Here is a 12,055-nt window from a genome sequence, read left to right on the forward strand (position 1 = left end):
TCAGTCCTTCCTGCGAACTGTCTGGTAGAAAAGCCCTGCTGCGAGCGCGAGCAGTGCAGCCCCCACCCACCACTGCCATTGGTGGGTGGGGTTTCCCGTCTCTGACGAGGCGGAAGTCTGTGCGTAGGCCACCTCGGAGAGGGGCAGATTCGACGCGACCGGGGCCGCGGCCTGCGGAGCAGCGAAGTTCGACGCAGGTGCCGCGGGCGCGGGAGCGGACGAACCGCCGCCCGAGGGGGCGGTGATGGTCGCGAGGGTGGCGCCCACGGTGCCGGCGGTCATCGGAGCTCCCGCGGCGTAGTACTCCTCGTACTCTTCCGCGAACTCATCCACGACGACGGTCGACGAGTCGCCGGCATCCGGGGCGGGGGCTGCGGCCTGGGCGGCCTGGGCTGCCTTGACGGCGTCCGGCTGCAGCGGCTTCCATGCCTCGTCCATCCAGGCTGCAGCCGTGTCGCTGACATCGGTCCCGGCGGCGCGGATGATGTCCTCGACCGCGTCACCGATAACTTCACCGACAATCCCTGAATTGCCCGAGTTTCCGGACCCGCCACCATTCGAGTCAGGAACGCTGTTCGGATTGTCGGAATCCCAACTCACGATTATCGGAAGAGGGAGTTTGGTGGCGTCAAAAGAAGCGCCCGTGGAATACCAGAATCCGCCACTTCCCGAGTCTTTAGCGAAATCCAGGAACGACTCGGGGAATGCGCCCCAATTCGGGCCGGTCTTCACCTGGGGCATCTCGCTGTCGGCACGAGGATAAGACACGCCGCGGTATTCCGGCTCCGCCGAGATACCGGTCTCATCACCCAGGTCGAGATCACGCCGATCCAGGTTCGCCAGCGTGACCGACTTGGGCGTCATCGGGGTCCACACCGCCGAGTTCTCACGGTCGGTCCGGTGCCCACCCAGGGTCGCCGTCACCACCGCGCGCGACGGGGTCACCGTGAGAACGGGATCGCTGATGGTGAGGTACACGAATCCGGAGTAGTACAGAACCGACACGGTGCCGTCCCACTCGATCGCCGCTGTCTTGGCCTCCGGGTCCACGGTGCCTTCGCCGCCGGTGAAGACCATCTCGAGGCCGCTGTACTTGCTCGTCGAGCTGGATAGCGTCGTCCCCGACTGATCGGTCTGGACGCCGGCCCACGTCGCCGGGGCGGACGATCCGCTGGCCGTCCGCTTCTCGATCGTGACGTCGCCGGAGCTGGCCTTCCAGTCAGCCGGGGCGATCGCCGTGTTGGGCCCGGTAATGGCGCCCGCGATGTCACCCGCCGACAGGAAGTTCAGGCCGGGACCATGGCTCGGCCCGGAGCTCTGCTTGTTCAGGCCCCACCGGAATTCCGCATCCGTGATCGCCACCGCGGCGGCGCGCGCCGGGGGCGCCCACACGGTCGCAGCCATGGCGAGCACCAGGGCCAGGGCCAGGGCCAGGGCGGTCGCGCTGCGGAGACTCGAGCTGCTCAGAGTCGAGGAGTACTGCCTGGTCATCGCTGAACCTCTTCCTGCGTCGCGGTGGTGGGGTACGCGGTCTGCGCGTGGGCGCCGTCCTCCGGGGGACAGAGGTAGTTGTCGCCGCCGGCACCGGGTTCGTCGACCCCCTGGGCAGCAGGGGCCTCGTACGCCTCCGCGACGCCGGCATCCTGACTACGCCTGACCATGAACGCGGCGGCGGCGAGCAGCGCCAACCCCGCGAGCGCTAGAAACAGCCACTTCATCGAGTCGCGCAGTGTGTTGGACGACGCCGCCGGGGTGATGTCGACTCGCAGAGGAAAACGCTCAGTGGCCTCCAGGCCCGATCCTGCTCCCGCAGCCCGAATCTCGTGGGTTCCCGCCTCGATGTCCTCGGGCAGGACGATGACTCCCGCGACCTCGCCGTCGACCCCGGCCACCACCGGCCCCACCGCCGCAAGGCCGTCGCCCAGCACCACGTACACCTGCTCACCGGGCCAGAACCCCGCGGCCGCGAAGCCCATCGCCCCGCCGGCCCGGGCCGACCTGCGGTCGACCTCGATCACTGCGGCGCTACTGAGCGTGGTCCCGCCGGTCTCCCCAGCGGCGCCGTCTGCAGAGGTTGCAGACTCAACAGCCGCACCGGGATCACCCGAGGAGGGCGCAGCGGCGGTCGCCTCGGTCCCGCCGGCTCCTGCTGCGGGAGCGCCCTGGGCCTGGACCGCCGTCTGCGCACGGCCGGCGCGGCCCGCCACCTCCGCTGCCCGGCCGGACCCCGCTCGACCCGCTGCCGCCGGGGCTGCCGGAGCCTGTGCCGGCGGCGCCTCGGCTGCTGCGGGCGAGGCCGGAGCCGTCCCGGCCTGGAAGGTCACCGGGGTGAACGTCTCGTTGGCGCCGTTGCGCACCCCGTGTGCGCCCCAGGTGAAGAACCCACAGGTCATCTTGAGACAGTCGATGCGCTTGCCCCCGGCGCCGGTGAACGTCGGCCCCGGGACCGTCAGCTGCACCCGGAAGGACCCGTCGGCACCCATCGTGCCCTGCGCCTCACCGGAGGTCTCCGACCCCGGGAACGCGACGAACGCCTGGTAGCCCTTGTTGTTCCGGGACTGGTCGTCGGGGATGTAGTCGTACGAGTTGCCGGTGGCACCGCCCTTGGACGGGCCCCAGTTGGATCCGTTGACCCAGCCGAAGCCCACGTAGATTCCACCGAAGCCGCCCTGCACGGCCTGATAGCCCGACCCGCTCACGGTGAAGGTCGTCGGCCCGGAGCTCGACGCCACCGCGCCGCCGATCGAGCTCGACGCGCTGAGCCGCGCCGCGGCCTGCGCCGGCGGCGCCCCGGCCACGACGAGCGCGACCGCGGCCAGCAGTACGGCGAGCGCCACGGCCAGCCGGCGCTGTGCGGCGACCGGCACGCTGATCGGCGCGTGGCCGCGTGAGGTGTCCATCACGAGAACTCCTTGACGAGGACGGGGTCAGAGACGCCCGACTGGGCGAACTGCTCCGGGGCGGCGGGACGACGGAACCGCCGGCGATCCGGGGTGACCAGCAGGTCCCCGGTCACCGGGTGACGGTGGACGAGAACCGGCTGCTGATAGACCTCGTGGATGAGGTCGGGGGTGAGCACCTCCGCCGGCGGGCCGTCGGCGCGGACCCGGCCGTCGGCGATCATCACCATGCGGTCGGCCCACGCCGCGGCCAGCGCGAGGTCGTGGAGCACCACCACCACGGCCCCGCCGGCGTCGGCGACCGCGCGCGCGAGCTCCAGGACGATCTCCTGATGCCGCAGATCCACGGCGGCGGTGGGCTCGTCCAGCAGCAGGACGCCGGTGCGCTGCGCGAGGGCGCGCGAGAGCGATACCCGGGCCTTCTCCCCACCGGACAGCGTCGGGAAGGTCCGGAGGCGCAGGTGGGTGGTGTCGGTGGCGGCGAGCGAGGAGTCGATGATCTCCTCGTCGTCGTCGCCCTCGGGCAGCCCCGTCCACGGCGCGCGCCCCATCGCCACCACCTCCCGCACGCTGAACGGGAAGGCCACGGAGTTGGCCTGCGTCAGCAGGGCACGGCGCCGCGACAGGTCGCCCAGGCGCCACTTGCGCAGGTCCGTGCCATCCAGCACCGTCCGGCCGGACTCGGGCGTGGTGTCCCCCGCCACCACGCCGAGCAGCGTCGACTTGCCGGCGCCGTTGGGGCCGACCAGCGCCAGCACCTCGCCTGCGTGGACGTCGAGGTCCACCGCGTCCAACAGCACCCGACCGCCCATCCGGACGGTCACCCCCTCCGCGCGCAGCACCGGTGTGCGGGCCTGATCGGCGGTCATCCCCAGCCTCCTGCGGTGCGACGGGTGCGGTGGAGCAGCCAGAAGAAGAACGGGCCGCCCACGGCCGCGGTGACCATGCCCAGCGGCAGTTCCGCGTAGTTGACGGCGGTGCGGGCCAGCAGGTCGGCGGCGAGCAGACACACCGCGCCGCCCAGCGCCGAGGCCGCCAGCAGCAGCCGGTGTCCGGGGCCCGCGATCATGCGGACCACATGCGGCACCACCAGGCCGACAAAGGCGACGATGCCGCAGAACGCCACGGCCGCGGCGGTGAGCAATCCCACCAGCAGGATCGAGTAGATGCGCAGGCGCTCCACGTCAACCCCCAGGTGCCGGGCCGGGCGCTCTCCCAACGCGAGCAGGTCAAGCTGGCGGGCCAGGCGCGACGCCAGCAGGAGCCCGAGCAGCGCGACCGGCGCCACCACGAACACGTACTCCCACCGGCTGCCGTTGAGGCTGCCCAGCTGCCAGAACACGATCTCCTCGCGGGCCTGGGTGTCACCGAGGAACATGAGGAACGCCAACGCCGCGCCCGCCACCGCGTTGACCGCGATGCCGGTGAGCACCAGCGTCACCACCTCCGTGCGGCCGTTACTACAGCTGAAGAGGTAGACGGCGGCGGTGGTGATGATGCCGGCCACGAAGGCGCAGACCACGCTCGTCCAGGGACCGAAGGCGGTGAGGCCGAACACGATCGCCGACGCCGCGCCCACCGCGGCGCCGGCGGACACGCCCACCACGCTCGGCTCGGCGAGCGGGTTACCGAACGCGCCCTGCATGAGCGCGCCCGCGACGGCCAGCGCCGCGCCCACCACGATCGCCATGGCCACGCGCGGGAACCGCACGCTCCACAGCGTCGCGTCGGCGCGGGGGTGGCTCTCGGCCGGCCCCATGTCGAGGCCCAGGCCGCGCAGGAAGCCCGACGCCACCTCCGACGGCGGGATCGACAGCTGCCCGGAGGCGGCCGCCACCACGGACAGCACGACCAGCGCCACGCACAGTCCGGCGATGAGCAGACCGCCCGTGAGCAGGCGGTTCGTCCCGCCAGACTCGCGACGCGGTGCGCGGGCGGCGTGCCGGGCCGGGCGCCGCGCCTCGGTGAGGGTCACAGCGCGTCGGGGGCGTAGAGCGCCACGGCGAGCGCGTTGAGGACGGCCGGGGTGCGGGTGCCGAAGGAGAGCACCAGATCATCGTTCATCGCGATGATGCGCTCGTTCGCGCCGGCGGGGGTCTGCGCCATGGCCGGGAACTTCTCCAGCAGCCCGTCCACACCGCCGACCGAGTCGAGGCCCTTGTTCATCATGATGATCACGTCCGGCTGGGCGGCGATCAGGCCCTCGTCGTTGGCGGGCTTGGCGCCCTTCCACCCGACCTCGGAGGAGACGTCGTACCCGCCGGCCGCGGAGATGAGCTCGTCCGCGCCGCTGTCCTGGCCGAACATGTAGTACACGCCGGCCGCGCCACGGGCGTAGAGGAAGACCGTGCGCAGCTGCTGCGTCTCCGACTCGGGCGCGATCGTGGCGATCGACTCCTCCGCCGCGGCGATCTGCGCGCGGGTCCGCTCGCCCAGCGCGCGCCCCTCCTCCGGCAGGCCGAGGGCGTTGCCCACGGCCTCGGTGAGGGCCTCGACGTTCTCCGGGGAGCGGTGGGAGTCGACGACGACGACGGGCACACCGGCATCGCGCAGCTGCAGCACCACATCCCACGGTCCGAGTGAGGTGTCGGTGATGATCACGGACGGGTTGAGCGCGAGGATCGCCTCGGCGTTGAGCTGGTGTCCGTCGGTGGTCACCAGCGGGACGTCGGCGATCTCCGGGAACGCCGACGAGATGTCGCGGCCGATCACGTTGCCGCCCAGGCCGAGCTCGAACACGATCCGCGACAGGGTTCCGTAGATGTCCAGCGGCAGGATGCGTGAGACGTCCTCCACCTCGACGACCGTGCCCTGGTTGTCGGTCACCACGGCCGGCAGCTGCGGTACCGGGTCGGTGGCGATCGGCCCCACCGGGTCGTCGACGAGCTGGAGCGCGAGCTGTCCCTGGTACGAGCGCGGGTCCTCGAGCGCGGTGACCTCCGACGCGAGCGGGATCCCCGAGATCTTCTCGGTCTCCCCACCTGCACCAGTGGCGACCCCGCAGGAGGCGAGCGAGAGCGTCAGGACCGCAGCGAGGGCGACCCGAAAAGAACCTGAGCGCTGTCTGAACATGGGGAAACTGTAGCACCCATCACTGAGGCAAGCCTAACCTCTATTGCCCTAGCCTTACCTAAGTGCCATCAGTGCACGTCAAGCGCAGGTTTGCTCTCCGACCGCGCCACAAGTGAGCGCATTTCACGTGCGTGGACGATTCGTAGAGGGCTCCACGAGCCATAAGGATTCCGGAACCCCGGAGCCCGGCAAACGCCGTGCGCCCCGGTTCCGGTCGCGAGGATCGGACCCGGGGCGCATGGGTACCGCTGGGGCCGTTCCGACTCCGGTGTCCCCGGGGCCGGAACGCGACCGGTGGGTCAGCCCTGCTCGGCCGCCAGCTTCTTGAGCGACTCGGTCGGCGCGAAGCGCTCGCCGTATGTGGAGGCCAGCTCCTCGGCGCGGGCGACGAAGCCCTTGTAGCCCGAGGCGACCCTGGCTCCCGGCTCGGAGTAGTTCTTCGCGTACTGGCGGGTGCCGCCGGTCCACGCCGGGAACCCGATGCCGATGATGGAACCGATGTTGGCGTCGGCGTCGTCGACGATCACGCCCTCGTCGACGCACTTCTGCGTCTCGAGGACCTCGGCGAAGATCATGCGATCGACCAGGTCCTGCAGCGGGGGCGCGTTGTCCGGCGAGGTGTTGAACGCCTCGCGCAGGCCCGACCACAGTCCTGCCCGCTTGCCGTCGGCGTACTCGTAGAACCCGGCACCGGCGGCGCGGCCGGAGCGCCCGAGCTCCTCGACCATCTTGAGGATCACCTGGTCGACGGCGTCGGGGACGAACTCCTCACCAGCGGCCTCCGCGGCGTCGCGGGTCGCCTGACGGATCTTGACCATGAGGTTGAGGTTCAGCTCGTCGGACAGCTGCAGCGGGGCTGCCGGGTAGCCGGCGATGCGGCCGGCCTGCTCGATGGTGGCGGGCTCGATGCCCTCGGCCAGCATCCCGATCGCCTCGTTGACGAACGTGCCGATGACCCGAGAGGTGTAGAAGCCACGCGAGTCGTTGACCACGATCGGGATCTTGCGGATCGCCAGCGTGAGGTCGATCGCCTTGGCCAGCGTCTCCGGGGTGGTCTTCTCGCCCTTGATGATCTCCACCAGCTGCATCTTGTCGACGGGCGAGAAGAAGTGCAGGCCGATGAAGTCCTCGGGCCGCTTGACGCCGGTGGCGAGGTCGGTGATCGGCAGGGTCGACGTGTTGGAGCCCAGCAGCGCGTCGGGGGCGACGATGTCCTCGATCTCCTGGAACACCTTCTTCTTCAGCTCGGGAGACTCGAAGACGGCCTCGATCACGAGGTCGCAGCCGGCGAGGGCCTGCGGATCGGTCGTCGGCGTGATGCGGGCGAGCAGGGCGTCGGACTTCTCCTGCGTGGTGCGGCCACGCTCGAGCGCCTTGGCCTCGATCTTCTCGGAGTACGCCTTGCCCTTGTCGGCGGAGGCCTGCTCGACGTCCTTGAGGACGACTTCGATCCCGGCCTTCGCGCACACGTACGCGATGCCGGCGCCCATCATGCCGGCGCCGAGGACACCGACCTTCGTGAACTGGGTGCGCGGGATCTCCGAGCCGTCGGCAGCCTTCGGCCGGGCCCCGCCGGAGGAGCAGTGCTGCATGTCGAAGAAGAACGCCTGGATCATGTTCTTCGCGATGGGTCCGGTCACGAGGGAGACGAAGTAGCGCGCCTCGATCTTCTCGGCGGTCGCGAAGTCGACCTGTGAACCCTCGACGGCGGCGGCCATGATGGCGCGCGGCGCCGGGGAGGGCGCGCCCTTCGTCTGCTTGCGCATGTTCGCCGGGAACGACGGCAGGACGCCGGACAGTCCCGGGTCGCTGATCGTGCCGCCGGGCAGCGTCCAGCCCTTGCGGTCCCACGGCTGGGTGGGCTCGGGGTCGGTCTTGATCCACGCCTTGGCTGCGTCGAGGAGCTTCTCGGACTCGACGACCTCGTCGACCAGGCCGGCCTTGAGCGCCTTGTCCGGGGCGAAGGACCGGCCGGACATGAGAATGTTGGGCACGGCCTGGGCGAGGCCGAACATGCGGACGGTGCGGACGATGCCACCGCCGCCGGGCAGCAGGCCGAGGGTGACCTCGGGCAGGCCGACCTTGGCGCCGCGGGCGTCGGCGATGACGCGGTGGTGGCAGGCGAGCGCGAGCTCGAGGCCGCCGCCCAGGGCCGCGCCGTTGAGGGCCGCCACGACCGGCACACCGCAGGTCTCGAGGGCGCGCATGCGGCCCTTGATGCCCATTGACCGCTCGAACAGCTCGTCGGCCTGCTCGGGCCCGGCCTTGATCATCGACTTGAGGTCGCCGCCGCCGAAGAAGCTCTTCTTGGCGGACGTCAGCACGACGCCCTTGATGGACTCCTTCTCGGCCTCGATGCGGTCGACGGTGGCGGCGAAGTCGTCGATGAACCGCGCGTTCATCGTGTTGGCGCCGTGGTCGGGGTCGTCCATGGTGAGGGTGACGATGCCGTCGCCGTCCTGCTCCCACCGGAACATGTTTTCGCTCACTGGTTCTCTACTCCTATGACTGTGTGTCGGTGGGGTTCAGACGCGTTCGATGATGGTGGCCACGCCCATGCCGCCACCCACGCAGAGGGTGATGAGGGCGCGCTTGCCGCCGGTGCGCTCGAGCTCGTCGAGCACCGTGCCGGTGATCATCGCGCCGGTTGCGCCGAGCGGGTGCCCCATGGCGATGGCGCCGCCGTTGACGTTGAGCTTCTCGTCGGGGATGTTCATGTCCTTCTGGAAGCGCAGCACGACGGAGGCGAAGGCCTCGTTGAGCTCCCACAGATCGATGTCGTCGGCGGTCAGGCCGGCGGTCGCGAGCGCCTTCTTGGCGGCCGGGGTGGGCCCGGTCAGCATGATGGTGGTGTCGGCACCGGAGGTGGCCGCGGCCACGACGCGGGCGCGCGGGGTCATGCCCATCTCCTGCCCGGCCTTCTCCGATCCGACGACCACGAGTGCGGCGCCGTCGACGATGCCGGACGAGTTGCCGCCGTGGTGGACGTGGTTGATCTCCTCGACCCAGTGGTACTTCTGGAGCGCCACCGCGTCGAATCCGCCCATGTCGCCGACCATGGCGAAGGACGGCTTGAGCTTGGCCAGGGCCTCGACGGTGGTGCCGGGACGCATGTGCTCGTCGTGGTCGAGGACGGTCACGCCGTTGATGTCCTTGACGGGGACGACCGACTTGGCGAACCGACCCTCTTCCCACGCGCGGGCGGCCAGGCGCTGCGAACGCTCGGCGTAGCGGTCGACGTCCTCGCGGCTGAAGCCCTCGAGTGTGGCGATGAGGTCCGCCCCGATGCCCTGGGGCGAGAAGTAGGTGTCGTAGTTGGTGGCCGGGTCCATGGCCCAGGCACCGCCGTCGGTACCCATCGGCACCCTGGACATGGACTCGACGCCGCCGGCGAAGACGACCTCGTCCCACCCGGAGCGGATCTTCTGGGCGGCCATGTTGATGGAGGTCAGACCGGAGGCGCAGAAGCGGTTGATCTGCACGCCCGCGACGGTGTCCGGCATGCCGGCGGCGAGGGCCGCGATGCGGGGCAGGTCCATCCCCTGGTCACCGAGGGGCGTGACGATCCCCAGGATGATGTCCGAGATCCGGTTTTCGTCGAGGTCGGGGAAGCGCCGACGGGTCTCCTCGATGAGGCCGACCACCAGGTCGATCGGCTTGACGCCGTGGAGGGCGCCGCCGGGCTTGCCCTTGCCACGGGGCGTCCGGATGGCGTCGTAGATGAATGCCTCGGTCATGGGTGGTCCACGGCCTTTCTCTGGGCGGAACTGATACGTGTTCATCGTCAGGCTACGTGGTGCCTCTCGACCCCACGGAGTGTGGTCCGTTTCCCGTTCGTTCCGGTGGCACGCTCGTCGCCACCCGGCCGGTGGCACAGTGGACCCCGTGACCGAGAACCATGCCGTGTCCCCTGCCCTGGCCGAGCTCGCCGATGCCTGCGGCGTCGCCTCGAGTTTCGAGGACGCCCACGGCGTCCGTCGCGAGGTCCCGGCCTCGACCCTGCGGGCGGTGCTCGCCGCGTTGGGGGTCGAGGTCACGGATGACGACGGCGAGGGCGACCTCTCCGCACGTGAGGCTCTCGAGGCCGTGCGTCTGGGCCCCTGGCGGCGTGTGCTGCCACCGACGCTGGTGGCGCGTCAGGGCACCGCCATCGGATGCCCGGTCCACGTCCCGCGCGGAGCCATCGTGAACGTGGCGGCCCTCCTCGAGGACACCGACGAGCCGGTGAGTCTGCTCCCCCTCGATGAGCCCCGGATAGCCCGGGAGGTCGACGGGATGGCGATGGAGCGAGTGGCCGTGGAGGTCCCCGGCACCATTCCCGTCGGCTGGCATCGCGTCACCGCGGTCGTGGAGGCGCCGGGCATCGACCCCGTGTCCGGTGAGTGCACCCTGTTGGTCTATCCCTCCGTCATCCCCGTACCCGCCGGCATCGAGGAACGCCGTGCGGTCGGGTTGGCGGCACAGCTCTATCAGGTCCGGTCGGACGAGTCCTGGGGGGTCGGCGATCTGGCTGACCTGGGCGAGCTCGCCGGGTGGGCGGGCCGCGACCTCGGTGCGGATTTCGTCCTGGTCAATCCGATGCATGCGGGCGAGCCGTTCGCCCCGGTGAGCCCGTCGCCCTATCTCCCGACCACCCGGCGTTTCTCCTCTCCCCTCTACCTACGGCCCGAGCTGGTTCCCGAGTACGGCGAGCTGTCCGATGACGACCGTAGGCGCGTCGAGGGTCTCGCCCACACCGCGGCTGCAGCCAATACGGATGACACCATCGATCGCGACGGGTCATGGACCCGGAAGCTCGAGGCGCTCCGGATCCTGTTCACGGTCCCGCTGTCCGGCGGCCGGGCCGAATCGTTCGACAGGTTCGTGGAACAACAGGGACCGGGAATCCTGGGATTCGCCACCTGGTCCGCATTGGCCGGCGCCCACGGCCCGGACTGGTCCGCCTGGCCGGAGGATCTGCAGGATCCGGAGTCGGAGGCCGTCGCCCGCTTCGCCGAGGAGAACTCGGAGGAGATCCGCTTCCACCTCTGGTTGCAGTGGTTGGTCGGGGAACAGCGAGCCCATGCCCACCGGGCGGCCGTCGATTCCGGCATGCGTCTCGGCATACTGCACGACCTGGCGGTGGGGGTTCATCCCACAGGTGCCGACGCGTGGTCCCTGAACCGTTCCCTCGCCCGTGGGGTCTCGGTGGGTGCTCCCCCGGACGTCTACAACCAACGGGGGCAGGATTGGTCGCAGCCACCCCTGCGTCCGGACGCCCTCGCGCAGGAGGGCTACCGCCCGTTCCGCGACATCGTTCGGGCTGCACTGAGGGATTCCGGCGGCGTCCGGATCGATCACATTCTGGGACTGTTCCGGTTGTGGTGGATTCCCCGGGGCTCGGCCCCGACCGAGGGTACGTACGTCCACTATGACCACGAGGCCATGCTCGGAGTTCTCGCTCTAGAGGCGTCACGTGCCGGCGCGGTCGTGGTGGGCGAGGATCTGGGGACGGTGGCTCCCGGGGTCCGGGAGACACTGTCTGAACTCGGGGTTCTGGGCACTTCGGTGATGTGGTTCGAGCAGGACGACGACGCTCCGATCCCGCCCGAGGACTACCGGCGGCTGTGTATGGCGTCGGTGACGACCCATGATCTACCGCCGACCGCCGGGTACGCCGAACTCGTCCATGTGGACGTCCGGGAGGAGCTCGGGCAGTTGACGGGCGACGTCGCGGCGGAGCGTCGTGGTGCCGCGGCCGAGATCGAGGCGTTCACGTCAGCAGTGCGCGAGCGGGGCCTGCTCGAGGGCGACTCCCCCGATGATCTGGTGGTCGCCCTGCATCGCTTCGTGGCCGGGTCGCCGTCGCTACTGTTCGCGGTGTCGGTGTCCGATCTCGTGGGCGACCGTCGACCCGTGAACATCCCGGGCACATCGGATGAGTATCCGAACTGGAGGGTGCCGCTGTCCGGCCCGACCGGTGAGGTGGTCGGTATGGAGACACTGCGCGCGTCGACTCTCGCGGATCGTGTGATGAAGGCTGCCGGCGCCCCGCGGCGGTGATCGAGGGGCGTCGGGCCGGCGGCGGCGTCGGCTTGTGTGGG

The 12,055-nt window shown here is 70.2% G+C and carries 8 protein-coding genes; 1 reads left to right on the forward strand and 7 read right to left on the reverse strand.

What is annotated here, in order from left to right; genetic code table 11:
• From L8M95_RS16035 to L8M95_RS16065, 7 genes are all read right to left on the reverse strand, one after another.
• Positions 1-1,404 (reverse strand): HtaA domain-containing protein, encoded by a 1,404-nt coding sequence (locus L8M95_RS16035; RefSeq protein WP_260487076.1) that lies wholly within the window; start codon positions 1,402-1,404, stop codon positions 1-3.
• Positions 1,405-1,487: 83 nt separating this feature from the next.
• On the reverse strand, positions 1,488-2,900 hold the full coding sequence (locus L8M95_RS16040; protein WP_260487077.1) for a hypothetical protein: 1,413 nt from the start codon (positions 2,898-2,900) through the stop codon (positions 1,488-1,490).
• Complete coding sequence (locus L8M95_RS16045) at positions 2,900-3,769, reverse strand: heme ABC transporter ATP-binding protein (RefSeq protein ID WP_260487078.1); 870 nt, start codon at positions 3,767-3,769, stop codon at positions 2,900-2,902. Before L8M95_RS16045 ends, L8M95_RS16040 begins: the two co-directional genes overlap by 1 nt.
• Positions 3,766-4,875 carry a FecCD family ABC transporter permease gene (locus tag L8M95_RS16050; protein WP_396119059.1) on the reverse strand — a complete coding sequence of 370 codons (1,110 nt, stop codon included), beginning with the start codon at positions 4,873-4,875 and terminating at the stop codon, positions 3,766-3,768. The genes L8M95_RS16045 and L8M95_RS16050 overlap by 4 nt, the downstream gene beginning before the upstream one ends.
• Positions 4,872-5,972, reverse strand: a complete 1,101-nt coding sequence (locus tag L8M95_RS16055; RefSeq protein WP_260487079.1) for a hemin ABC transporter substrate-binding protein — start codon at positions 5,970-5,972, stop codon at positions 4,872-4,874. Before L8M95_RS16055 ends, L8M95_RS16050 begins: the two co-directional genes overlap by 4 nt.
• Positions 5,973-6,271: 299 nt before the next feature.
• Positions 6,272-8,461, reverse strand: coding sequence for a 3-hydroxyacyl-CoA dehydrogenase NAD-binding domain-containing protein (locus L8M95_RS16060; RefSeq protein WP_260487080.1), 2,190 nt, complete (start codon positions 8,459-8,461; stop codon positions 6,272-6,274).
• Positions 8,462-8,497: 36 nt separating this feature from the next.
• On the reverse strand, positions 8,498-9,709 hold the full coding sequence (locus L8M95_RS16065) for an acetyl-CoA C-acetyltransferase (protein ID WP_260487081.1): 1,212 nt from the start codon (positions 9,707-9,709) through the stop codon (positions 8,498-8,500).
• Between the two features lie 148 nt (positions 9,710-9,857).
• Between L8M95_RS16065 and malQ the strand changes: the two genes are divergently transcribed.
• Positions 9,858-12,014 carry a 4-alpha-glucanotransferase gene (malQ, locus tag L8M95_RS16070; protein WP_260487082.1) on the forward strand — a complete coding sequence of 719 codons (2,157 nt, stop codon included), beginning with the start codon at positions 9,858-9,860 and terminating at the stop codon, positions 12,012-12,014.
• The last annotated feature ends 41 nt before the right edge of the window (positions 12,015-12,055 follow it).

This window comes from Dietzia sp. B32 (genome assembly GCF_024732245.1).
Classification (GTDB): domain Bacteria; phylum Actinomycetota; class Actinomycetes; order Mycobacteriales; family Mycobacteriaceae; genus Dietzia.

Excerpts from the sequence above, each read along its gene's own strand:
- L8M95_RS16065 (WP_260487081.1), bottom strand. The coding sequence starts at position 9,709 with ATGACCGAGGCATTCATCTACGACGCCATCCGGACGCCCCGTGGCAAG.
- L8M95_RS16045 (WP_260487078.1), bottom strand. The coding sequence starts at position 3,769 with ATGACCGCCGATCAGGCCCGCACACCGGTGCTGCGCGCGGAGGGGGTG.
- L8M95_RS16040 (WP_260487077.1), bottom strand. The coding sequence starts at position 2,900 with ATGGACACCTCACGCGGCCACGCGCCGATCAGCGTGCCGGTCGCCGCA.
- L8M95_RS16055 (WP_260487079.1), bottom strand. The coding sequence starts at position 5,972 with ATGTTCAGACAGCGCTCAGGTTCTTTTCGGGTCGCCCTCGCTGCGGTC.
- L8M95_RS16035 (WP_260487076.1), bottom strand. The coding sequence starts at position 1,404 with ATGGCTGCGACCGTGTGGGCGCCCCCGGCGCGCGCCGCCGCGGTGGCG.